General features: G+C 60.7%; 16 protein-coding genes. 12 read left to right on the forward strand and 4 right to left on the reverse strand.

Annotated features, from left to right (window positions below; all coding sequences use genetic code 11):
• Positions 1-23 precede the first annotated feature (23 nt).
• From B9Z34_RS05065 to B9Z34_RS05075, 3 genes are all read left to right on the forward strand, one after another.
• The gene (locus B9Z34_RS05065) at positions 24-2072 is read left to right on the forward strand and encodes a DNA methyltransferase (protein WP_108427024.1); all 2049 of its coding nucleotides are present in this window, start codon (positions 24-26) and stop codon (positions 2070-2072) included.
• On the forward strand, positions 2069-5038 hold the full coding sequence (locus B9Z34_RS05070; protein WP_108427025.1) for a DEAD/DEAH box helicase family protein: 2970 nt from the start codon (positions 2069-2071) through the stop codon (positions 5036-5038). Before B9Z34_RS05065 ends, B9Z34_RS05070 begins: the two co-directional genes overlap by 4 nt.
• A 183-nt stretch (positions 5039-5221) precedes the next feature.
• Positions 5222-7639, forward strand: coding sequence for a DUF4238 domain-containing protein (locus B9Z34_RS05075; RefSeq protein ID WP_108427026.1), 2418 nt, complete (start codon positions 5222-5224; stop codon positions 7637-7639).
• Between the two features lie 230 nt (positions 7640-7869).
• Here B9Z34_RS05075 and B9Z34_RS05080 read toward each other — a convergent pair whose 3' ends face one another.
• Together B9Z34_RS05080 and B9Z34_RS05085 are read right to left on the reverse strand one after the other, a co-directional pair.
• Positions 7870-10023 carry a 3-hydroxyacyl-CoA dehydrogenase NAD-binding domain-containing protein gene (locus B9Z34_RS05080; protein WP_108427159.1) on the reverse strand — a complete coding sequence of 718 codons (2154 nt, stop codon included), beginning with the start codon at positions 10021-10023 and terminating at the stop codon, positions 7870-7872.
• Positions 10024-10045: 22 nt separating this feature from the next.
• Positions 10046-11251, reverse strand: a complete 1206-nt coding sequence (locus B9Z34_RS05085; RefSeq protein ID WP_108427027.1) for an acetyl-CoA C-acetyltransferase — start codon at positions 11249-11251, stop codon at positions 10046-10048.
• Positions 11252-11372: 121 nt separating this feature from the next.
• Between B9Z34_RS05085 and B9Z34_RS05090 the strand changes: the two genes are divergently transcribed.
• The 8 genes from B9Z34_RS05090 (at position 11373) to B9Z34_RS05125 (ending at position 21139) form a co-directional block, all read left to right on the forward strand.
• Positions 11373-12536, forward strand: coding sequence for an acyl-CoA dehydrogenase family protein (locus B9Z34_RS05090; protein ID WP_108427028.1), 1164 nt, complete (start codon positions 11373-11375; stop codon positions 12534-12536).
• Positions 12537-12652: 116 nt separating this feature from the next.
• Positions 12653-13327: a TetR/AcrR family transcriptional regulator gene (locus B9Z34_RS05095; protein WP_108427160.1), complete on the forward strand. Its 675-nt coding sequence runs from the start codon at positions 12653-12655 to the stop codon at positions 13325-13327.
• Positions 13324-14217: an SDR family oxidoreductase gene (locus tag B9Z34_RS05100; RefSeq protein ID WP_108427161.1), complete on the forward strand. Its 894-nt coding sequence runs from the start codon at positions 13324-13326 to the stop codon at positions 14215-14217. Before B9Z34_RS05095 ends, B9Z34_RS05100 begins: the two co-directional genes overlap by 4 nt.
• Complete coding sequence (locus tag B9Z34_RS05105) at positions 14214-15824, forward strand: acyl-CoA carboxylase subunit beta (protein WP_199220068.1); 1611 nt, start codon at positions 14214-14216, stop codon at positions 15822-15824. Before B9Z34_RS05100 ends, B9Z34_RS05105 begins: the two co-directional genes overlap by 4 nt.
• A 206-nt stretch (positions 15825-16030) precedes the next feature.
• Positions 16031-17203: an acyl-CoA dehydrogenase family protein gene (locus B9Z34_RS05110; protein ID WP_108427029.1), complete on the forward strand. Its 1173-nt coding sequence runs from the start codon at positions 16031-16033 to the stop codon at positions 17201-17203.
• Positions 17200-18006 (forward strand): enoyl-CoA hydratase/isomerase family protein, encoded by an 807-nt coding sequence (locus tag B9Z34_RS05115; protein ID WP_108427030.1) that lies wholly within the window; start codon positions 17200-17202, stop codon positions 18004-18006. Before B9Z34_RS05110 ends, B9Z34_RS05115 begins: the two co-directional genes overlap by 4 nt.
• Positions 18003-19973: a biotin carboxylase N-terminal domain-containing protein gene (locus B9Z34_RS05120; protein ID WP_108427031.1), complete on the forward strand. Its 1971-nt coding sequence runs from the start codon at positions 18003-18005 to the stop codon at positions 19971-19973. Before B9Z34_RS05115 ends, B9Z34_RS05120 begins: the two co-directional genes overlap by 4 nt.
• Positions 19970-21139 carry an acyl-CoA dehydrogenase family protein gene (locus tag B9Z34_RS05125; protein WP_108427032.1) on the forward strand — a complete coding sequence of 390 codons (1170 nt, stop codon included), beginning with the start codon at positions 19970-19972 and terminating at the stop codon, positions 21137-21139. Before B9Z34_RS05120 ends, B9Z34_RS05125 begins: the two co-directional genes overlap by 4 nt.
• A 75-nt stretch (positions 21140-21214) precedes the next feature.
• Here B9Z34_RS05125 and B9Z34_RS05130 read toward each other — a convergent pair whose 3' ends face one another.
• Entirely contained in the window at positions 21215-21502 is a 288-nt protein-coding gene (locus B9Z34_RS05130) for a zf-TFIIB domain-containing protein (RefSeq protein WP_108427163.1), read from the reverse strand.
• A 211-nt stretch (positions 21503-21713) separates the two neighbouring features.
• Between B9Z34_RS05130 and B9Z34_RS05135 the strand changes: the two genes are divergently transcribed.
• On the forward strand, positions 21714-22607 hold the full coding sequence (locus tag B9Z34_RS05135) for a LysR family transcriptional regulator (protein WP_108427033.1): 894 nt from the start codon (positions 21714-21716) through the stop codon (positions 22605-22607).
• Between the two features lie 71 nt (positions 22608-22678).
• Here the strand turns inward: B9Z34_RS05135 and B9Z34_RS05140 are convergent, their stop codons facing one another.
• Entirely contained in the window at positions 22679-23626 is a 948-nt protein-coding gene (locus tag B9Z34_RS05140) for a TerC family protein (RefSeq protein WP_108427034.1), read from the reverse strand.
• Between the last annotated feature and the right edge of the window lie 30 nt (positions 23627-23656).

The raw sequence follows: 23656 nt of genomic DNA on the forward strand, positions 1-23656 counted from the left end.
CAACAGCTTATTGAGTCCATTGCATGCCCAAGTCCCTCCTCGAACAACTCCCCGACATCGTGGCCAATGGCCGCAAACAAGCCGAAAAAATCCTGGAAGGCATCGAGAGCCGCCACCGTGTGGGGCTGCAAACCCGAGAAGTGGTGCTGCCCGCAAGAGACACCAAGGCACAAGACTGGATCGCCCAGCAAAACCGGGCCAGCCAGCGCGAAGTGTTTGCACCGGGGCAAGCCAGCCTGATCGATGGCCCACAAGCGATGCTGGGAGCGACGACTGAGGCACCTTGGGCCAATCGGCTGATTTATGGCGACAACCTGCTGGCCATGGCGGCCTTGCTGGCGGGGGACGACAACACGCCCAGCCTGCGCGGCAAGGTGGACCTGATCTATATCGACCCACCTTTTGACTCCAAAGCCGACTACCGCACCAAGGTCACGTTGCCTGGTGTGGAGATCGAACAAAAACCCACGGTCATCGAGCAGTTCGCCTATTCAGACACCTGGAGCGATGGCACTGCCTCGTACCTTGCCATGATCACGCCGCGCCTGATCCTGATGCGGGAGCTGCTGGCAGATACCGGTTCCATCTACGTGCATCTGGATTGGCATGTGGGGCATTACGTGAAATTGGTTTTGGATGAGGTGTTTGGAAAAGCAAACTTCGTCAATGAAATTTGCTGGTGGTACAAGCGCTGGTCGGCTGCGGCTAGCACATTCCAGCGCATGCATGACACTCTCTATTTCTACCGTAAGACTGAGCGGTATAAATTCAATCAACTGTTTCAGCCATTAGCGGCCTCGACCGCCGCTATTCATGGCGACACCCGCCGTATAAATGTCCCTGACGAGACTGGAAAGCTAGTAACCATTAGGACAGATGAGCCAAGTAAGGGCGTCCAGATGCATGACGTTTGGGAGGTTCCGTTCGTCGTGGCGCACTCACAAGAACAGGTTGGTTATGGAACGCAAAAGCCAATCGAATTGATTTCCCGAATACTTGAGGCTTCATCGGATCCAGGGGACTTGGTTGCCGACTTTTTTGGCGGTAGCGGCACCTTTGCTGCAGCAGCAGAAGGGCGCCGAGTCACAAAAGAAGGTAATAAGAGCGTCTACACAAAAGCCCCGTCTCGCCGCTGGATCACCACCGATCTCGGCAAACCTGCTTGCATGATCATGCGCAAACGCCTGATCGACCAAGAAGCGAAACCCTTCCTGTACCAAGCCATCGGCGACTACCAAGTCGAAGCCGCCAAGGCCACGCTGGGCCGCGACTTCCGCATTGGCGATTTGTCCCAAATTGTGTTGTCACTCTACGGGGCACTGCCCTTGCCTGCCGACGTCAATCCCCAGCGCAATTTGGGCCAGATTTCGGCTTACGCCTATGGCAATTCCAAAGGCAGCAAGACCCTGGTGCTGGCCGACTCGCCCAACAAGCTCACCGGCATGGCCACGCTCAAAAAAGCCATCGCACAGCGCGACAACCTCATGGGCGGCTGGGACCGCGTGGTGGTGCTGGGCTGGAACTTTGAGCCCTCGATTGGCGAGACCATCACCGCGCTCAACGACAGCCGTCTCGAAGTATTGGTCATCCCACCCGACCTGATGGACCGGCTCAAGAAGAAAGGCGGAATCGACAAGCTGCGCGGTCAAGTGCGGTTCTCGTCGCTGCAATACCTGACCATTGATCCGATCACGCGCCAAGTATCAAACAGCGCAGGCGAGGAATCGCCTACCGAAACACTCACGGTCAAGCTCAAAAACTATGTGCTGCTCTCGCCCGAAGCGATCAACCTGGATGACGCCAACCGCCAAGCCTTGCAGCAAGTGGCCAACAAGGAGCCGCTGGCTCTGATCGAGTATTGGGCGGTGGACCCAGACTACGACGGCAAGGTGTTCCGCTCGGTCTGGCAAGACTACCGGGGCAACACCGCCAACGATGCCGATGTGCTGCGTGTGGTCACGCAGGCGCAAGTGACCGTGCCGGTAAAGAGAGGGCCACGCAAGGTGTGCGTGCGCGTGGTCGATGTGTTTGGCTTTGAAGCCGAGGTGGTGGCCACTGTGGAGGCCGTATGAACAGCACGGCCAACAAAGTCGATGACCAACTGGCCTTGGCCGCAGGCCTGACCGCCAAAACTAATCAGCTCTGCCTGGGCCTTGAATCGGGTGCAGCAGACATTCTGGAACTGGTCACACCCACTACTGCCGACTTGCTGGCCTGGTGGTTTGACGAAGACATGGTGATGGCCCGGGGTGGTTTGAACTTCCATGCCGGACAAAAGCAGGCCATATTGAACGCCATCGTGGCGCACGAGGTGCTGGGCGCTGGCCTTGACAGCTGGACGCTGCTGGACCTGTACCGCGCCGCCGCCCCCGATGCGTTGCTGACAGGCACGCGCTTGAACGAAGTGTCTGCCGACAAACACGGCCACCCCAAGTACTGTCTGAAGATGGCCACGGGCACGGGCAAGACCTGGGTATTGCAAGCGCTGATGATTTGGCAACTTCTCAACAAAAACGCTGCACTGGCTGATGGGATTGACGACCCACGATTTACCCGCCAGTTCATGGTGGTGGCACCGGGCCTGATTGTTTATGAGCGCTTGCTCGATGCGTTTTGCGGCAAGCTCGTTGCGGGTGGCAATGGCTCGCGTGACTTCGCCAGCTCGGACATGGCCAAGTTTGCCGACCTGTTCATCCCCGAGGCGCACCGCGAATCGGTGTTTGCCTTTGTGCGCGGCAACGTGTGCAGCAAAAACGAGATCGGCCTCAAAGCCACGGGCAACGGCATGATCGCCATCACCAACTGGCACTTGCTGGCCGAAGGGGATGTGAACGAAGACATTGAAGAAGTCGAAACACTGGGCGCCCCCCTGGACCCGCAAGACGTGGTGGCCCAGGTGCTGCCGCTGACGCCCGGTCGCGCCACGGGCAACAGCCTGGACGTGCTGGACCGCCGCTATGCACGCGGCAATGTGCTGGAGTTTTTGGCCCAACTGCCCGAGCTGATGGTGTTCAACGACGAAGCGCACCACATCCACGAATTCAAGCGTGAAGGTGAGACCACCGAGGTGGAATGGCAAAAAAGCCTGAGCCGCATCGCCCAAAGCAAGGGCCGCCGCTTTGTGCAGGTGGACTTTTCGGCCACACCCTACAACGACGTGGGCTCTGGCAAGAACAAGCGCAAGGTGTACTTTCCGCACATCGTGACCGACTTCGACCTGAAAAGCGCTATGCGTGCCGGGCTGGTCAAGTCGCTGGTGCTGGACCGTCGCAAGGAAATTGGTGCATTGCCGCTGGAGTTCAAAGCCGAGCGCGATGAATCGGGCAACCCTGCTCTGAGCGAAGGCCAGCGCGTGATGCTGCGGGCAGGCCTGGCCAAGCTGCGTAAGCTGGAAAAAGACTTTGCGGCTATCGACCCGCACCGCCACCCCAAGATGCTGGTGGTTTGCGAAGACACCACCGTGTCGCCGCTGGTGGCCGAATTCTTGCGCGCCCAGGAAGGCCTGAACGAAGACGAAGTGATGACCATCGACTCGGGCAAAAAGGCCGAGCTGGGTGAAAAGGACTGGGCACCTGTGCGCGAACGCCTGTTCAGCGTTGACCACCACGCTACCCCGCGTGTGATCGTGAGCGTGTTGATGCTGCGCGAAGGCTTTGACGTGAACAACATCTGCGTCATCGTGCCGCTGCGCTCCAGCCAAGCGCAAATTCTGCTGGAGCAAACCATTGGGCGTGGCCTGCGCCTGATGTGGCGCGATGCGGAATACAACGACATCAAACGCGAAAACCGCGAACTGATCGAGGCCAGCAAAGAACCGGGCAGCTTGCTTGATGTGCTGTCCATCGTGGAGCACCCGGCGTTTCAGTCTTTCTATGACGATCTGATCAACGAAGGCTTGGCGGGCACCACAGGCGATGACGACGGTGACGGCAGCTCGGCCACGGGTGACGTGATCGCAGCAGAACTGCGCGAAGACTTTGAAGCCTTTGACTTCGGCATTCCGTTCATCCTGCAAGAAGCCGACGAACTGCGCGACCACAACCAGATCGACGTGACCGCCCTGCCCGCCTTCACAGCCATGACGGCGGACCAGCTCAAGGGCATGCTGGGCAAGGGTGACACCTTTGTCTCGCAAGACCTGCAAAGCGCCACGCTGTTTGGTGACTACCGGGTGGACGGCGCGGTGATGAACGTGAGCGGCTACAACGATTACCTGTCGCGCCTGACGCGGCGCATCAGCCAGGCGCTGAGCGAGCCACTGCCCAAGGGCAACAAGATCGCCACCCACCTGGCCAAGCCCTATCTGCAAGTGAACACCGCCGAGCTGACGGGTTGGATCGACGACTACGTCTGGACGCAACTGTTTGCAGGCACCTTCAACCCTCTGGAAGATGAGAACTGGCGCTTGCTGCTGTTGCAGCCCGTGGTGGACCACATCACCAAAGTGTTTGCGGTGGGCTTGCTTGAATCGGAAGAAAAACACACCACAGGCCAAACCGAAGTGCATTTGCGGCATTTGAGCGAAGTGCCCAAGCTCATGGTGCGCGAGAGTGCATCGCTGGAAGTGTCTAAATGCATCTACACCCGGCTGGGCTGGCCCAGCCGCAACGGCGGTCTGGAACGCGTATTCATCCACTGGGCGCAAGCCGACACGCAAGTGCTGGCGTTTTGCAAGATCAGCGAAAACCGCCACACCTTTGCCCGCCTGCGCTATGTGAAAGACGACGGACTGCCCGCCTTCTATTCACCCGACTTTTTGGTGCGCACCGCTGGCGCGGTCTACCTGGTCGAAACCAAAGGCCAAGAACAAACCATCCACCCCAACGTGCAACGCAAACTCAAAGCCGCACTGGCTTGGTGTGAGCGCATCAACAACCTGACCGAAGAACAGCGCGGCGGACCGCCTTGGCAATACGTGCTGCTGGGTGAGGCTGTGGTGTATGAGTGGCAGGGCAAAGGTGCACGGCTGGCGGAGCTGCTGGACTATGCACGGCTGCGGCCACTGGGGGAGGCATCGTTGCAGCAGCGGTTGATTTGAGGAGGGGCTACAAGTAGGGATTCGGGCCAATGCGTCTGAAGTCAGCTGTGCGGCGTTTGCCATCCTTTATGAGGGTGTAACGAACGGTCGTATTTTTCATAAACAGGGACGTACTACATGGATCTCCAGGATGCCTCTGATATCGTGCATGACTCATTCCGAGTTTGATTGAAAACGGTAATCATGCAGCAAATCACCCGCGACAACCACTATGTTCCTCAGTGGTACCAAAGTGGCTTTTTGTCCAAGAACAAGCACAAACTGCATATCCTCAATCTGCAACCTGGCACCAAGAGCATGCCTAATGGCCAGATCTTTGCGGAGCCTGAGATAGCAGAGCTTGGCCCGAAGCTGGCCTTCATGGAACGCGACCTTTACACAATTCGTTGGAGGCACTTGCTGAATGACGAGATCGAGAGATTACTTTTTGGAAAGCTCGACAAGAATGGTGCCGATGCCGTGCGCGGGTGGATTTCCGGTAACCCCATCCAAATACACCGTAAGTTCCTAAACTTCTTTGAGTACATGGATGCTCAGAAGCTGCGCACACCCAAGGGCCTTGATTGGATCCTGAAACATTTCAACGGCCTGCCTCACATCGAGCTCATGCGGCAAATGCAGGCGGTGCGGCAGATGCATTGCACCATGTGGTCTGAGTGCGTGCGTGAGATTGTGTCCTCCGGGGACTCACCTGTGAAGTTCCTTATGAGTGATCACCCGGTGACCATCTATAACCCCAAGTTAGCTCCTGACGCCGAAGAATGCGCGTATCCAGATGATCCGGGCATTGAGCTCGTAGGCTCACAAACGATATTTCCGTTGGACAGGAATCACTGCCTGATCCTTACCAACCTGGAATACGCCAAAGACCCCCGGGGTGTCGCGCACCTCTCGCGCCGAACTAATGCCAGATTCCGTGGTGAATCGATGACTAGCACCGACAACTTTATACGGGGCCGGAAGCTAAGCGAAATAGAAGTAAATGCTGTCAACCGGATCATTAAATCTCGGGCGAGAAAGTACGTAGCGGCGGGCAATCCAGACTGGCTATACCCCGAGAGGCACTGTGATTGCCCTTGGGAAGACATTGGCAACATACTCTTACCACGTAAAGATCTTTGGCGGTTCGGCGGAGAGATTTACATTGGCTACAAAGACGGCAGTACAGCCTACCGCGACCAATTTGGACGGACTTCTAAGGCGCATGAGTTTCTTGTCAAACCAGCGCTTAAGAATGACCCGTCGCCCAACTCAGACTGCGGTTGCGGCTCAGGCATTGCGTTTGAAGACTGTTGCGCGGATGTCCCACCCACCATTCGTCCTTCCTGGCGCGTCATGGGGATTCGCGAGCGCAATCTCGTACTCATCCGCGCAATTCACGACATTTTCCTCAAGGGCGGGGAAAGGACCTGGCTTGATGTGCGCCGTGATTTGTCTGATGATCAAGTGCGCCGCATCCATGAGATATATGCATCACTTTGGTCAACAGATACCCGTTTGATCGACCTACTACCCAGCCCGCAGCGAAAACGTTCTCGTGCGCTATTCCTAGGCATGACTGACGCTCGCACGGTTTGCACCCTAGTAGTGGGTATGTTGGCTTATGTGGATGAGGTTGTGTTGGTTCACCCCTTCATCAACGCAAACGGCGTGCGGCCAGAATTTAGTCCAACAAAGCACCCTGCTCAGTATCGCGACCAGACCCTACGAAATGTCTTCACAATGCTTGTGCTGGAGCCTTTCATAGCAGCAGGTCGGATCCACCTCATCCCTGACCCCTTGGACTACGACGCAGGCTTTCGCAAGGAGATCATGGCGATCACCGATCGCTTTGGCGATGAGGTGACATCCGGGCCTATCGACAAGGTGTTGATCGATGCACTTGGTAGAGATGAACTCATGCGCTTTATGCAGCGCCTTCCACTGGAGAGTTTGAAGGAGCAACTTAAGAGAAATGTGCCGGAAGGCGCAACGGAGATGACGGGTGCCGATCTTGACGCGGCGGCCAATTTCATGAAGAAGGAACTGGAGCTTGATCCTCTAGCCTTGTTGGATCCTCCGCCGATGACTGAAGGCAATGGCGAGTTCAAGGTAATGAAGGGGTTTTCCAGAGAGACAGGGCTTTATATCGCCACACTGACCGGCGCCATTGTTTACACCAATTCAGACACAATGTGGGCGAGATTGCACGAGACAGATGGCGTTAACACCTGCGCGCCGGATCCCGGTGCCGTAAAGGCGATGGGCTGCCTAGAAGGTTTGCGTATCCATGTACCTAATATGCTCGTGGCGGATCCTGTCGAATTGAAGTCTGCAGACTCCATTCGCGAACTGCTGCGCACGATCTCAGTGGCTCTACGCTGGAGCAGGTCTTTGGATACTTACTCGTCGGTGGCAGACGATTCAGACTCAGTCCGAGATGATGACAAGATGCGCACCTTCGAGCTCCGGTTATCCACGCCGTTGAACGGTTTCCAACGCACGGATGTCTCACGTTTGGTATTGACGTTTGGACGCCTGAAGGAGGTGGCGCCTGTACGCCTAGCGATATTCCTGCAACCCGTGCAGGAATTAAACTCTAGACCCGAGTTATTCCAATAGAGCGGGCATTAAGCCAAAGAATATCCGGTATCGGCGTCACAGCGGTCTCAAGGCAGCCAAATTTGAACAGAAGCAAACAGCCTAAACACGACAGAGCACCTAACTCTTGAAAGGCGGACTCTCTTAGCCCAAAGCAGCCTCAACCGCCTTCACCGCCCCCATCAAAAAACGCAGCCACCTGGTCACCCAAGCGCTGCGTTTTATTTTGCAAGCCCTCTCGGGTCTGTCCGTCAATACACCGGCTGATGCTGCTTCAAACTCGCGATCACTTCCACCGTCAGCACAAACCCCGCACCATACAACGCTGCCAATTCACCACACCGCTTGGCAAACGCATCCACGCCCTGCCCATAGATGAACTGCAGCGCCCCACCCGTCCAGGCCGGAAATCCAATACCGAAGATCGAGCCGATGTTGCCGTCGTGCACCGATGTCAGCACGCCTTCTTGCAGGCAGCGGGCGGTTTCCACGGCTTGGCGGTACAACAGGCGGTCTTTGATGTCTTGCTGGCTGTAGGCCACATCGGCTTTTTCAAACCGGGTTTTGAGTTCAGGCCACAGCGCTTTTTTCTGGCCAGCGGGGTAGTCGTAAAAACCACCACCTGCGGCGCGGCCGGGGCGCTTGAGTTCCTTGACCATGCGCTCGACCAGCAGCTCGCCGGGTGTGGCCTGGTAGGTCTTGCCTTCCTTGGCGAAGTCTTCGCGGGTCTGGTCCAGCACATGGACCGACAGCGACAGCGCCGTTTCGTCCAGCACAGCCAGCGGCCCCACGGGCATGCCCACTTGCATGGCCAGGTTCTCGATCACGGGCGCGGGGATGCCCTCGCCCAGCATGGCCGCGCCTTCCATCACAAAGGTGCCAAAGGTGCGGCTGGTGTAAAAGCCACGCGAATCGTTCACCACGATCGGCAGCTTGCCCAGGGCTTGCACGTAGTCGTAGGCTCGCGCAATCGTCTCGTCGTCAGTTTGTGCACCGCGAATGATCTCCACCAGCTTCATCTTGTCCACAGGACTAAAAAAGTGGATGCCCACGAATTTCTCGGGCTTGGCGCTGGCCGTGGCCAGGCCGCTGATGGGCAAGGTGGAGGTGTTGCTGGCAAAGAAGCCGCCTTCGGCGAGCATCGGCTCGGCCTCTTGCGTGACACGGGCTTTGAGTTCGCGGTTTTCAAACACGGCCTCAATGATCAGGTCGCAGCCCTTGAGGTCTACGGCGCTGGCTGTGGGGTGAATCAGTGACAACAAGGCCGCTTGTTTGTCAGCCGCCATGCGACCTTTGTCCACGCGTTTTTGCGTGAGCTTGTGGCTGTAGGCTTTGCCTTTTTCTGCGGCTTCCAAGCTCACGTCTTTGAGCACCGTGGCGATGCCCCGGCTGGCTTGTGAATACGCAATGCCCGAGCCCATCATGCCCGCACCCAAGATGCCCACTTTTTGGGGCTTGTAGCGCGGTGCAGCCTTGGGGCGGCTTTGGCCACCCTTGATGCTGTTCATGTTGAAGAAGAAGGTGTTGATCATGTTGCGCGCCACCTGGCTGGTCATGAGACCGGCGAGGTAACGGCTTTCGATGCGCATGGCGGTGTCAAAGTCCACCATCGCGCCTTCGACCATGGCAGCCAGTGCCGCTTCGGGCGCGGGGTACAGACCGCGTGTTTTTTGCTTGAGCACGGCAGGCGCCACACTCAGCATGCCCGCGATTTTGGGGTTGCTGGGCGTGCCACCGGGCATTTTGTAGTCCTTGCGGTCCCACACATGCTGGGCAGCTTCGGGCTGGCCTTGCGATGCAGCGATGAAAGCCAATGCGCGGGGGCGCAACTGATCGTCACTGTCCACCAGCTCATGCACCAGGCCCAGCTTGACGGCTTCGTCGGGGCCAAAGAGTTTGCTTTCCAGCACATAGGGCTGCGCGGCCAGCAAACCCAGCACGCGGGTCATCTTGGTGATGCCGCCGCCACCGGGAATCAAGCCCAACGTGACTTCGGGCAAGCCGAACTGGGTTTTCGGGTTGCGGGTGGCGATGCGGTGGTGGCCGATCAACGCCACTTCCCAGCCACCGCCCAGCGCCGAACCATTGAGGCAGCTGACCACTGGCACGCCCAGCGTCTCGATGGTGCGGAAACTTTTCTTGATGCTTTCAATTTCTGCAAAGACGCGCGGGCCGTCCGAGGCTTGCGAGCGCATCACGCCCTTGAGGTCTGCCCCCGCAAAAAACGACGTCTTGGCCGAGGCCAGCACGATGCCCTTGAGTTGGGCCTTGTCTTGGGCCACCTGCTCGGCCGTCTGGGCCAGGTCGGCTTGCCATTGCAGGCACATGGTGTTGACCGGCGAGCCTTGCTCGTCAAAGGTGATGGTGGCGATGCCGTCCGCCAGTTCGTAGCGCAGTGTTTTCAAAATCATGGTGCTGTCTCCCTGGTCAAACGCGTTCAACGATGGTGGCAATGCCCATGCCGCCGCCCACACACAAAGTGGCCAAGCCGTAGCGCAGTTGGCGGCGGTGCAGCTCGTCGATCAGGATACCCAAAATCATCGCGCCTGTGGCCCCCAGCGGGTGGCCCATGGCAATCGCGCCACCGTTAACGTTCACCTTGTCGTGTGGCACGCCCATCTCTTGCATGAACTTCATGGGCACGGCGGCAAAGGCTTCGTTCACCTCGAACAAATCGATCTGGTCAATCGTCAGGCCCGCCTTGGCCAGCGCCTTGCGTGCGGCAGGCATGGGGCCTGTGAGCATGATGGTCGGATCGGCGCCTGACAAGGCCACCGACACGATGCGCGCAAGCGGCGTGAGGCCATGGGTTTTGCCTGCGGCTTCAGAGCCGATGAGCACTGCCGCTGCGCCGTCCACGATGCCGGACGAGTTGCCCGCGTGGTGCACATGGTGGATGCGCTCGACCTGCGGGTAACGCTGCAAGGCCACGGCGTCAAAGCCCATGGCCCCCAGCTGTTCAAAGGAGGCTTTGAGGCCGCCCAGCGTTTCCACCGTGGTGCCGGGCTTGATGAATTCGTCTTGCGCCAGGATGACCTGGCCCAGCTTGTCTTTGACCGGCACGACCGAGCGGTCGAAGTAACCTGCCGCACGCGCAGCCGTGGCGCGCTTTTGCGACTCGACCGCATAGGCATCCACATCGTGGCGGCTGAAACCGCTCATGGTGGCGATCAAGTCGGCACCAATGCCTTGCGGCACAAACAGCGTGGCGCTGTTGGTCTCGGGGTCTTGCGCCCAGGCACCGCCGTCCGAGCCGATCGGCACGCGGCTCATGCTCTCCAGGCCCCCGGCCACGACCAGTTCTTCCCAACCGCTGCGCACTTTCATGGCGGCCATGTTGACCGCTTCCAGGCCAGAGGCGCAAAAGCGGTTGAGCTGCACGCCCGAGCAGCGCCAGTCCCAACCGGCCGCCAGCGCCGCCACCTTGGGGATGACCGAGCCCTGCTCGCCAATGGGCGAGACCACGCCCATGACCACGTCGTCTACCGCAGCGGTGTCGAACTGGTTACGGCTTTGCAGCTCGCGCAGCACGCCGCTCAAGAGGCTGATCGGCTTGACCTCGTGCAGGCTGCCGTCTTTTTTGCCTTTGCCACGCGGTGTGCGTATGGCGTCGTAAACAAATGCTTCGCTCATGAATGTCTCCTGGGTGTCATCAGGGGTTTGCCCTGTGTTGTGGATTTTCGCATTCAGTATAGACTTTTACCAAGCAAACGCTTTGTATAAATAGCAACCCCCAAGTCCTGAAGGTGACACCATGATTGAACGCACACTCTTTTCCGCCGACCACGAAGCTTTTCGCGACAGCTTTCGCCGCTTCATGGACAAGGAAATCGCCCCCCACCACGACGCCTGGGAAGAGCAAGGCTACGTGGACCGCGCCGTGTGGGACAAGGCCGGGGAGAACGGCTTTTTGTGCATGACCCTGCCCGAGGCCTATGGCGGCTCGGATGCGGACAAGCTGTATTCGGTGGTGCAGATGGAAGAACTGGCACGCGCAGGTTTCAGCGGCATTGGCTACGGCCTGCACAGCGAGATCGTGGCCCCTTACATCTTGCATTACGGCACCGAAGCACAAAAGCAAAAATACCTGCCCAAGCTGGCCAGCGGTGAGATGGTGGGCGCGATCGCCATGAGCGAACCGGCAGCGGGCTCGGACCTGCAGGGCGTTAAAACCACGGCGCTGCTGCAAGCAGATGGCACCTACCTGATCAACGGCAGCAAGACCTTCATCACCAACGGCTGGCACGCCGATCTGGTGATCCTGGTGGCCAAGACCGACCCGGCCGCCGGGGCCAAGGGCACCAGCTTGTTTTTGATCGAGCGCGGCATGCCCGGCTTTGAAAAGGGCAAACGCTTGAAGAAGCTGGGCCTCAAGGCGCAAGACACGTCCGAGCTATTTTTTGACAACGTGAAGGTCAGCGCCGACCAGCTGTTGGGTGGCACGGCCATGCAGGGCAAGGGCTTCATTTGTCTGATGGAGCAGCTGCCCTGGGAGCGCCTGCAAATCGCGATTGGCGGCATTGCGGCGGCGCAAGCGGCCATCGACTGGACGGTGCAGTACGTGAAGGACCGCAAGGTGTTTGGCCAGGCCGTGGGCAATTACCAAAACACCCGCTACACCCTGGCCGAGTTGCAGACCGAGGTGCAGGTGGCCCGCGTGTTTGTAGACAAATGCTGCGAGCTGATCGTGCAAGACAAACTCGACACCGCCACCGCCAGCATGGCCAAGTACTGGTGCTCGGATTTGCAGTGCAAGGTGATGGACGAATGCGTGCAGCTGCACGGCGGCTACGGCTACATGTGGGAATACCCCATCACCCGCGCCTATGCCGACGCCCGCGTGCAACGCATCTACGGCGGCACCAACGAGATCATGAAAGAAGTGATCTCGCGCAGCATGGGTTTGGCGGGGCGTTGAAGCATTAACACCGTGGGCGAACAATCCAAGTACCCCCCCGTCACCCCGGGCTCGACCCGGGGTCTATGCCCCTTCACACATGGATGCCGGATCAAGCCCGGCATGACATCAAAAAAATGACCAGCGCTCCCACCCTCGTTGAGCCCAAACGCACACGCGGCCGCCCCCGCAAGACCGAGGGCGAGCGTGACGATGGCAATCGGCGGCAAGCGCTGATTGCGGCGGCGGCGCAGCTGTTTCACCGCCAAGGCTATGACGCCACCAGCACGCGCGAGATCGCCGCGCAGGTCGGCATGCAGCCGGGTTCGCCCTTCTACCACTTTGGCAACAAGCAGGACCTGTTGCTGGCCGTGATGGTCGAGGGCATGAAACAGGCCAGTGAGCGCCAACGCGCAGCCTGCGCCGGTTTAAGTGGTGATGAAAGCGCACGCGAGCGGCTGCGCGTGCTGATCCGCAACCAGTTCGATGTGCTGCTGGGACCCGACAGTGACTTCATACCGGTGATGCTGTACGAATGGCGCTCGCTGAGCGCCGAACAACGCCAGACCATCACGCAGATCAAGGACGAGTACGAAGCGGCCTGGATACCCGTGTTGCAAGCCTTGCACCACAGTGGTCAGCTGCAGGCCCCGGTGGCACTGGCACGACTGATGATTTTTGGCGCTTTGAATTGGGCAGTGCAGTGGTACCAGCCACCCCCCAAAAAGGCGGCGAAGAAAAGCCCACCACGCGCCTCGCTGGACGAATTGACCGAGGCCGCCCTGGCCCTGTTTTTGAGAGACCCCGCATGAAGCCCACCACACCCTACCAATCCGTCTTTGCGCCCGGCCTGCTGCGCGGGCAGGTCATCCTGGTCACCGGCGGCGGCTCGGGCATTGGCCGCTGCACCGCACACGAACTGGCCAGCCTGGGTGCGCATGTGGTGCTGGTGGGCCGTAACCCCGATAAGCTGAGCACCACAGCGCAAGAAATCACCGGTGACGGCGGCCAAGCCAGTTGGCACAGCACCGACATCCGGCGCGAGGACGATGTGAAAGCCCTGGTGGCGCAGGTGCTGCAGCTGCACGGCCGCATCCACGGTTTGGTGAACAACGCGGGTGGGCAATACATCTCGCCACTGGCCAGCACCAGCGCCAAGGGCTGGCAGGCGGTCATCGACACCAACTTGACGGGCGGCTTTCTGGTAGCGCGTGAATGCTTCAACCAAAGCATGCAACAGCACGGCGGCGCGGTGGTCAACATCGTGGCCGACATGTGGGGCTCCATGCCCGGCATGGGCCACAGCGGCGCAGCGCGGGCGGGCATGGTCAGCTTCACCGAAACGGCTGCATTGGAGTGGGCAGCGCACGGTGTGCGTGTGAATGCCGTGGCCCCCGGCTACATCGCCAGCAGCGGCATGGACCATTACCCACCCGAGGCGGGCCCGATGCTGCGCGAGATGCGCAACACCGTACCGCAAGGCCGCTTTGGCACCGAAGCCGAAACTTCCGCAGCGATTGTGTTTTTGTTGTCGCCCGCCGCCAGCTTCATCAGCGGCAGCGTGCTGCGTGTGGACGGCGCCCGCCCGCAGATGCGCATGGGCTGGCAACAAACCGTGGCCAAGCCCGATGTGCAAGACCGCGATGCGGTCAAACCGTTCAACGGCTTTCACCGTGCCGTCACCCCCAAGGTATTCCAATGACATTCGAATCCACCTGGAACCCGCACAGCCCTGTGGCGCAGCAACGGCGCGAGGCGGCACTGGCCCGCCTGGCGCAATGGCAAGCCTTGCAAGACCGCGCGGCTCTTGCCTCGGCCCAGTCCAAACCCGTGTTCGACAAACGCGGCCAGCTCCTGCCGCGTGAGCGCGTGGCCTTGTTGCTCGACCCCGGTGCGCCCTTCTTGCCGCTATGCGCCTTGGCGGGCTTCATGCAGGACACGCCCGACCCGGCCAAGTCGGTGCCCGGCGGCGGCATGATCGCGGGCATCGGTTTTATCAATGGCGTGCGCTGCATGGTGGTGGCCAGCGACTCGGGCATCGAGGCCGGGGCCATTCAGGCGCGGGGCCTGGAAATGATTTTGCGTGTGCAAGAGTTGGCCCTCGAAAACAAACTCCCCTTTGTGCACCTGGTCGAAAGCGCCGGGGCCAACCTGATGCAGTACAAGGTTGAGGGCTTTGTGCTGGGTGGCAGCCTGTTCCGCAACCTGGCCCGCCTGTCGGCAGCGGGCTTGCCGGTGCTCACCGTGCAACACGGCTCGGGCACGGCAGGCGGGGCTTACATGCCGGGCCTGAGTGACACCGTGATCATGGTGCGGGGCAGATCACGCGCCTTTCTGGCCGGGCCGCCTTTGCTCAAAGCTGCCACGGGCGAAGTGGCCACCGAAGAAGAACTGGGCGGGGCTGAGATGCACACCAGCGTATCGGGCCTGGGCGAGTACCTGTGCGAAGACGACCGGCATGCGCTGGGCACGGCCCGCGATGTGGTGGCGCGCTGGGACTGGCCAGCACACAAGACACAGCGAGAAGCCAAACCCCCGCGCTTTGACGCCGAGGAACTGCTGGGCCTGATGCCCGCTCACCACCGCGAACCGATCGACATGCGCGAAGTCATTTTGCGGCTGGTGGACGATTCGGATTTTCTGGAATTCAAGCCGCTGTTTGGCGCGGCCACCGTGTGCGCACAGGCGCGCATCGGAGGGCATGCGGTCGGCATCATCAGCAACAACGGGCCCATCGATGTGGCCGGGGCCAACAAGGGCACGCATTTCATCCAGTGGATGTGCCAGCTGGGCCACCCCATCGTGTATTTGCAAAACACCACCGGCTACATGGTGGGCAAAGACAGTGAACAAGGCGGCATGATCAAACACGGCTCCAAGATGATCCAGGCCGTGACCAGCGCCACCGTGCCCCAGATCACCATCCAGTGTGGGGCCTCGTTTGGGGCGGGCAACTACGGCATGTGCGGGCGCGGCTATGCACCGCGCTTTTTGTTCAGCTGGCCCGGTGCCAAAACATCGGTGATGGGGGGCGAACAAGCGGCCCGCACCATGCAAATCGTGGCCGAGGCCGGTATGGCCCGCAAGGGCATCACGCCCGACCCCGACAAGATGCAGGCCCAGTTCGACAAGATCGTGGCCTTGTTCGAGGCCCAGGCCGACGCCTTCTACACCAGTGGCCTGGTGCTGGACGACGGTGTGATCGACCCGCGTGACACGCGGGCAGTGTTGTCGTTTTGCCTGGACACCTGCACTGAAGCAGCTGCCCGCCAGCCCCGTGCCAGCACGTTTGGCGTGTCACGGATGTGAGTGCCATGACCATGCACATTCCGCTTTATCACCCCGGGTTTGACCCCCTTCTCTGTCACCCCGGGCTTGACCCGGGGTCCATGCCTGTTCACACATGGATGCCGGATCAAGTCCGGCATGACAGGCGCTTACATCATCCCCGGCATGACAGACCTTGGCGTCAGCCGGCATAACAGATAACCCAACAAAGTACCAGGAGACAAGCCATGCAATACACCCACGAGCACCGCGAGATCCAGAACACGCTCAAGCGTTTCATCGAATCTGAAATCAACCCCCATGTGGACGAATGGGAAGCCGCAGAAATTTTCCCTGCGCATGAGGTCTTCAAGAAGATGGGCAACTTGGGGCTCTTGGGCCTGACCAAGCCCGAGGCCTTTGGCGGTGCAGGCCTCGACTATTCCTACAGCCTGGCCATGGCCGAAGCGCTGGGGCACATTGACTGCGGCGGCATTCCCATGGCCATTGGCGTACAGACCGACATGGCCACACCCGCGCTGGCGCGTTTTGGCAGCGATGAACTGCGCGCGCAGTTTCTGGCCCCGGCCATTGCGGGCGACATGGTGGGCTGCATCGGCGTGAGCGAGCCCGGTGCGGGCAGCGATGTGGCGGGCATCAAGACCGTGGCCCGCAAGGACGGCGACGACTATGTGATCAGCGGGCAAAAAATGTGGATCACCAACAGCCTGCAGGCCGACTGGATGTGCATGTTGGTCAACACGGGCGAAGGACCGATTCACAAAAACAAAAGCCTGGTCATGGTGCCCATGCGCGAAAACGGCAAGTTGAGGCCCGGCATCGAAGTGGGCAAGAAGATCAAGAAGATCGGCATGAACAGCAGCGACACGGGCCTGATTTATTTTGACGAGGTGCGGGTGCCGCAGCGCTACCGCATCGGGGCTGAAGGTCAAGGCTTCATCTACCAAATGCAACAGTTTCAGGAGGAGCGCCTGTGGTGCGCGGCCAGCACCCTGCAGTCACTGACCAACTGCATCCAATGGACGGTGGAGTGGGCGCAAGAGCGCAAGCTGTTTGGCAGCACGCTGGCCGACCAGCAGTGGGTGCAGTTCAAGCTGGCCGAACTCAAGGCCGAGGTGGAAAGCCTGCGCGCCCTGACCTACCAGGCCTGCGAACATTACATCGCGGGCGAAGACGTGACCGAATGGGCCACCATGGCCAAGCTCAAAGCCGGACGCCTGAACCGCACCGTGCCCGACACCTGCCTGCAGTTTTGGGGTGGCATGGGCTTCACTTGGGAAAACAAGGTCTCGCGCATGTACCGCGATGGGCGCTTGGCCTCGATTGGCGGCGGCGCAGACGAAGTCATGCTGGGCATCCTGGCCAAGATGATGGGCATTACCAAGCGGCCCCAAAAATGAGCAGCACTTTGTTGATCGAACGCCAGGGCGCGGTCGAGACCTGGACCCTGAACGACCCGGCCACGCGCAACGCCTTGAGCGACGCCATCTTGGACGGCTTGCTGAGTGCCTGCGCGCGGGCCGCACAAGACAGCGCACTGCGCATCGTGGTGCTGACTGGCGCAGGCGGGGCCTTTTGCGCAGGCGGCAGTTTGGGTGGCTTTGCCAGCCTGATCGGTCAGCCCTTGCGGGACGGGCAAACCGACCCCCTGCTCGCCATGAACCGCAGCTTTGGTGACCTGCTGCATGCCTTGAGCACCCTGCCCCAGCTGCTGGTCTGCCGGGTCGATGGCGCGGCCATGGGCGGCGGCTTTGGCCTGGTGTGCTGCGCCGACCATGTGGTGGCCACAGCGCGTTCGGTGCTGGGCACGCCCGAAGTCACGCTGGGCTTGCCGCCTGCGCAAATTGCGCCATTTGTGTGGCAACGCCTGGGCGAGAGCGCCGCACGCCAATGCCTGCTGCAAGGGCTGAGCTACAGCGCAGCGCAAGCGCTGCAAGTGGGTCTGGTGCACGAAGTCATCGAAGAGGGCAGCGATGCAGCTTGGCAAGCGACTTTGCAGCGCCTCTTGCGCGCCGCGCCCGGCGCGGTGGCCAGCACCAAACAATTGCTGCGCAGCTTGCGCGGCCCGGTGCCCGACTTGCGTGATACCGCAGCGCAGGCTTTTGCCAGTGGCTTGCGCAGTGCCGAAGCCGCCCAAGGCCTGGCCGCGTTTGCACGCAAACAGCCAGCACCCTGGGCCCAAGCTACCGGAGGCCAGCCATGAACCGAACCGTCACCCGCCTGCTGATCGCCAACCGGGGCGAGATCGCCCGCCGCGTGATCCGCACAGCCCGCCAGATGGGCATCCAGACGGTGGCCGTTTATTCAGACGCCGACCGCGACGCCCTGCATGTGCAAGAAGCCGACACGGCCGTTGCCTTGAGCGGTACGCTATCGGCCGATTCGTATTTGCGCATCGACAAGCTGCTGGAGGCAGCGCAGGTCAGCGGAGCTGACGCGGTACACCCGGGCTATGGCTTCCTGAGCGAAAACGCCGAGTTCGCCCAAGCGGTCATCGATGCAGGTCTGACCTGGGTCGGTCCGCCGCCCGAAGCCATCCGCGCCCTGGGCAGCAAGTCGGCCGCCAAGGCTTTGGCCCTGCAGCACGGCGTGCCTTGTCTGCCGGGCTACTTTGGCGCGGACCAAAGCGATGCCACCTTCACTGCACAAGCTGAGCAGTTGGGCTTGCCGCTGATGGTCAAAGCCGTGGCCGGAGGTGGCGGGCGTGGCATGCGCCTGGTGACCGACATGGCCCAGCTGCTGCCCGCCTTGCACAGCGCCCGCTCCGAAGCTCTGGCCGGTTTTGGCAACGGCGACTTGCTGCTGGAGCGCGCCTTGCTGCGGCCCCGTCACATCGAGGTGCAGATCATGGCCGACACACACGGCCACTGCATCCACCTGGGTGAGCGCGACTGCTCGGTGCAACGCCGCCACCAAAAGATCATCGAAGAATCGCCCAGCCCAGCCGTCAGCCCCGCACTGCGCGAGCAGCTGGGCCAGGCGGCCATTGCGCTGGCGCAATCGGCGGGCTATGTGGGCGCGGGCACGGTGGAGTTTTTGCTGGACGAAGCACAAGCCGAAAAGCCGTTTTATCTGATGGAGATGAACACCCGCCTGCAGGTGGAACACCCGGTGACTGAAATGCTGACCGGCCTCGATTTAGTCGAGTGGCAGCTGCGCATCGCACGCGGCGAAGCGCTGCCGCTGGCACAAGCCGATGTGCAGCTGCAAGGCCACGCCATCGAAGTGCGGCTGTGCGCCGAGGACGAAAACTTCACGCCGCAAACCGGCACGGTGCAAGTCTTTACTGCGCCTGCAGGTTTGCGCTTTGACCATGCATTGCAGGTGGGCAGCGTGGTCACGCCGCACTACGACGCGATGCTGGGCAAGCTGATCGCGCACGCGCCCACCCGCGCAGAAGCCATCGACCGCCTGCGCACAGGCCTGGACCAGACGGCCGTGCTGGGCCTGCCCACCAACCGGGCGTTTTTGGCCGCGTGTTTGCAGCACCCGGTGTTCCGCGCGGGCGAGGCCTTGATCCCTTTCCTGGCCGAACAAGCCGATGCGGTGCGCCAAAGCCTGCAGGCGACGAGCGATGCCCGTGCCGTGTCCGCTCTGGCTGTGTTGTATACCAACCAAGCGCCTGCAACCACCATGCCCAGCCCCTTCACGCGACCGGTGCGCTTGGGGCTGGGCTCAGACACCCTCTCGCTGAACTTGCAGGAACTCGGGCAAGGCCGAGTGCGCGTCCAGACAGGCGAGGCCACACACGAGGCCCGCGTGGAGCGCAGCGCTGAGTTGCTGCACATCGACCTGAACGGCAGCCGCTGGCACGCCCGTGCCGTGAAATGCCGAGGCACGAACACCACCACGCAGTGGCATGTGCAGCTGCAAGGCCCCGAAAACCTTGAGCTGTGGCTCACCGAACAAAGCTACAACCCCCCGAACACAGGCACCAGTGCGCAAGCCGCGCAATCGTTGCGCGCCCCCTTCAACGGCAAGCTGATCGCACTGCATGTGCAAGAAGGCCAATCGGTCCAACAGGGTGATGCCGTGCTGGTGATCGAGTCGATGAAACTGGAACACACGCTGAGCGCCCCACGCGATGCGGTGGTGCACAGCGTCTTGGCCAGCGTGGGCCAACAGGTGGGTCCCGGCCAGTTGCTGGTGCAATGGAAGGACGCTGTATGAACACCGCCGGCATCTCACCCACATTCACCGCCGAAGAACTGCAAGGCCTGCAAACCACGGTGGAGCGCTTTGCCAAACAAGCCATCGCCCCACATGTGCCCGCGTGGGAAGAAGCTGGTCAGTTTGATCGATCACTTTATACCCAAGCCGCCGAGTTGGGCCTGCTGGGCCTGGGCTATCCCGAACACCTGGGTGGCACACCCGCGCCCTGGCGTGCGCGCAACCTGCTGTCGCAAACCCTGGCGCGTTACGGCGGCAGCGGTGGCGTGATGGCCAGCCTGTTCTCGCTCAACATCGGCCTGCCGCCGGTCATGGCGCACGGCAGCGCCGAACTGCAGGCCGAAGTGGTGCCGCCTGTGCTGCGCGGCGAACGCATCGCGGCACTGGCTATCACCGAGCCCGGTGGCGGCTCGGATGTGGCCAGCCTGCGCACCACCGCCCGCGCCGATGGCGCGGACTACGTGATCGACGGCGAGAAAGTCTTCATCACCTCGGGCCTGCGCGCCGACTGGATCACGCTGGCCGTGCGCACCGACCCGGCCAGCAAGGGTGCCAGCTGCATTTCGATGGTCGTGGTGCCGGGCGACACACCCGGTATTTCGCGCACACGCCTACACAAAATGGGCTGGCACAGTTCGGACACGGCTCAGCTGCGTTTTGACGGCGTGCGCGTGCCCCAACGTTACCGCATCGGCGACGAAGGCGCGGGCTTCAAGATGATCATGGGCAACTTCAATGGCGAGCGCCTGGCCATGTCGGCCATGGCACTGGGTTTTGCCCAGGCTTGTTATGACGAAGCACTGGCCTGGAGTCGCCAACGCCAGACCTTTGGTGCGGCCCTGATCGAGCGGCAGGCAATTCGCCACAAGCTGATGGACATGCAAATGCGCATCTCGTCCACCCAGGCCTGGGTGGATGCCGTGACGCAGCAAGCCGATGCAGGACAAACCGGTGCCGAGTGGGTGGCGCAGGTGTGCCTGCTGAAAAACCATGCCACCCAAACCATGCAGTTTTGCGCCGATGCTGCAGTGCAGATGCTCGGCGGCATGGGCTATATGCGCGGCACCGTGAGTGAGCGGGTTTACCGCGAGGTCAAAGTCATGATGATCGGCGGCGGTGCCGAAGAGATCATGAAAGAGCTGGCTGCCAAACAACTGGGCATTTGAGCGCCCAGCCCACCGCGCCATCGCAGAGCCGACAGCAGACGCCTGTGCAACAACGGGTGGGTGGGGCGTGCAAACTCAGTCGAAAATTTCGTGCAACCAGGACTTTTTGCGTTTGTAGCCGTCTCGGTCGCCGTAGCCATAACGCCCGTCACCGTAAGCTTGCGGGCGCTGCATGCCTGGTGCTGGCTGAGTGGGCTGCTGCGGTGCTGCGGGCACAGGGGCGGCCGCTGCAGCGCGGTCCAGCAGTTTGTCCAGCTCGCCCCGGTCCAGCCAGATGCCCCGGCAGGATGGGCAGTAATCGATTTCGACGCCTTGGCGCTCGGCCATGACGAGGGGGGTATCGGCACAAGTGGGACATTTCATGGTGATTCCTTTGAATTTGGACAAGCGCAACATGTGAATCAAACCTTCATCCATTCCACCGCACCGTCTGGCAACGCACGCCCTTCGGCCGCAGAGGGCAACCAGACGCTGCAGCCCACGGAATGCAGGTGAAATGTGGACTGACTTTACGGCTGCCATGAATCTGGTAAAAGCAGATAATCGCTGATCAACCCTCTCAAAAATTCTGTCCATGCGCACCACGTTCAACTACAAGCACCTGTACTACTTCTGGGTTGTGGCCAAGGAAGGCGGCATCACACGGGCGGCCGACAAGCTCGACATGGCGGTACAAACCGTTAGCGCCCAGGTGCGGGAGCTGGAGCGCTCGCTGGGCTATGCCCTGCTCAAACCCGCCGGGCGCGGCCTGTCCTTGACCGATGCAGGACTGGCGGCCATGCAGCAAGCCGATCAGATTTTTCAGTTGGGCGAAAACCTGCCGGCCAAGGTGCGCGACGCGGTGAGCTCGCCCACCGTGCGGCTGGCCGCAGGCATCTCGGATGGTTTGCCCAAACTGGTGGTGCGCCGCCTGATGCAGCCCGTGATGGGCGAGCCGCATTTGCGCTTGCTCTGCCACGAGGGGGAGTTCGACGACCTGCTGGGCGACCTGGCCCTGCACCGCCTGGACGTGGTGCTGTCAGACCGACCTGCACCGGGCAATGCCAACATCAAGCTCTACAACCACGCACTGGGCTCGTCCGCCGTGTCCTGGTACGGCAGCGCGGCGCTGGTCAAATCGGCCAAGAAGAAATTTCCGGCCAGCCTGGCCGAGGTGCCTGTGCTGCTGCCCACCGGCCACACCGCCGTGCGCACCCGGCTGGACCATTGGTTTGAACACCACGCCATTCAGCCACGCATCGTGGGCGAATTCGAAGACAGCGCCTTGCTCAAGACCTTTGGCGAAAGCGGCATGGGCGTGTTCCCAGCCGCCGAATGGGTGCACGACGAGTTGCTGGCGCACTACGATGTGCAACGCCTCGGACCTTGCGAAGGGGTGAAGGAAAACTTTTTTGCCATCGGCACCGAAAAGAAAGTGCAGCACCCGCTCGTACAGCGGCTCTTGCAGGCCAGCGACGCAGCCCATTGAGACGTGCGCTCCAGATGTGAAAAAGCCCCCAGGGCTTAGGGCCCTGGAGGCTGGTTCACGAACACCGCGTGTCAGGCTTTGGCTGAACGCACACTGAGCAGCATGGTCGTGGCCAGGATGCCGACCACCACGGCCAGCGAGATGCCCACCGGGATCTTGAACACATCGATCAGGCACATCTTGGTGCCGATGAACACCAGGATCACGGCCAGGCCGTAGTTGAGCAGGTGGAACTTGTTGGCCACCGCCGCCAGCAGGAAGTACATGGCACGCAAGCCCAGGATCGCGAACACGTTGCTGGTCAGCACGATGAAGGGGTCCGAGGTGATCGCGAAAATCGCCGGGATCGAGTCCACCGCAAAGATCACATCGGTCAGCGCGATCAGGCAGATCACCATGAACAGTGGGGTCGCGATTTTCTTGCCGTTCTCCACCGTCCAGAAGTTTTCACCGTCGTAGTTCTTGCTCACAGGCAGCACCTTGCGCAGCAACTTGAGGGCCGGGTTGTCTTCCAGGTCAGGCTCTTTGCCCGCCGCCCACCACATCTTCACACCGGTGAGGATCAGGAAAGCACCAAACACATAGAGCACCCAGTGGAATTCGGCCAGCAGCCAGCCACCGACCAGGATCATCACGGTGCGCAGCACGATGGCGCCGATGATGCCGATCATGAGCACACGCTTCTGGAAATTCGTGGGCACCGCAAAGTAGGTGAAGATCATCAGGAAGACAAAAATGTTGTCCACCGCCAATGATTTTTCGATCAAGTAGCCGGTCAGGAACTCCAGCGACTTGGTGTTGGCCAGTTCCAACGATCCGGTCGTGTCCTTGATGGCCCACCAGAACAAGCCGTTGAACAGAAAACTCAGCGCGATCCAGATCAGGGACCAGTTGAGCGCTTCCTTGACGCCGATGTCATGGGCGCCCTGCTTTTTGAGCACCACAAAGTCCACGAACAGCGACACCAGCACAATGGCCACAAATGTGGCCCAGAGCCACAGGGGGGCAATGGTTTCCATGAAATTCCTCTTTTGTTATCGAAAACACCG

The organism is Limnohabitans sp. Hippo3 (genome assembly GCF_003063665.1).
Classification (GTDB): domain Bacteria; phylum Pseudomonadota; class Gammaproteobacteria; order Burkholderiales; family Burkholderiaceae_C; genus Limnohabitans_A.

Bases quoted from the DNA above. Each gene is read 5' to 3' on its own strand.
- B9Z34_RS05065 (WP_108427024.1), top strand. From the start codon at position 24: ATGCCCAAGTCCCTCCTCGAACAACTCCCCGACATCGTGGCCAATGGC.
- B9Z34_RS05070 (WP_108427025.1), top strand. From the start codon at position 2,069: ATGAACAGCACGGCCAACAAAGTCGATGACCAACTGGCCTTGGCCGCA.
- B9Z34_RS05075 (WP_108427026.1), top strand. From the start codon at position 5,222: ATGCAGCAAATCACCCGCGACAACCACTATGTTCCTCAGTGGTACCAA.
- B9Z34_RS05085 (WP_108427027.1), bottom strand. From the start codon at position 11,251: ATGAGCGAAGCATTTGTTTACGACGCCATACGCACACCGCGTGGCAAA.
- B9Z34_RS05090 (WP_108427028.1), top strand. From the start codon at position 11,373: ATGATTGAACGCACACTCTTTTCCGCCGACCACGAAGCTTTTCGCGAC.
- B9Z34_RS05095 (WP_108427160.1), top strand. From the start codon at position 12,653: ATGACCAGCGCTCCCACCCTCGTTGAGCCCAAACGCACACGCGGCCGC.
- B9Z34_RS05100 (WP_108427161.1), top strand. From the start codon at position 13,324: ATGAAGCCCACCACACCCTACCAATCCGTCTTTGCGCCCGGCCTGCTG.
- B9Z34_RS05105 (WP_199220068.1), top strand. From the start codon at position 14,214: ATGACATTCGAATCCACCTGGAACCCGCACAGCCCTGTGGCGCAGCAA.
- B9Z34_RS05110 (WP_108427029.1), top strand. From the start codon at position 16,031: ATGCAATACACCCACGAGCACCGCGAGATCCAGAACACGCTCAAGCGT.
- B9Z34_RS05115 (WP_108427030.1), top strand. From the start codon at position 17,200: ATGAGCAGCACTTTGTTGATCGAACGCCAGGGCGCGGTCGAGACCTGG.
- B9Z34_RS05120 (WP_108427031.1), top strand. From the start codon at position 18,003: ATGAACCGAACCGTCACCCGCCTGCTGATCGCCAACCGGGGCGAGATC.
- B9Z34_RS05125 (WP_108427032.1), top strand. From the start codon at position 19,970: ATGAACACCGCCGGCATCTCACCCACATTCACCGCCGAAGAACTGCAA.
- B9Z34_RS05130 (WP_108427163.1), bottom strand. From the start codon at position 21,502: ATGAAATGTCCCACTTGTGCCGATACCCCCCTCGTCATGGCCGAGCGC.
- B9Z34_RS05135 (WP_108427033.1), top strand. From the start codon at position 21,714: ATGCGCACCACGTTCAACTACAAGCACCTGTACTACTTCTGGGTTGTG.
- B9Z34_RS05140 (WP_108427034.1), bottom strand. From the start codon at position 23,626: ATGGAAACCATTGCCCCCCTGTGGCTCTGGGCCACATTTGTGGCCATT.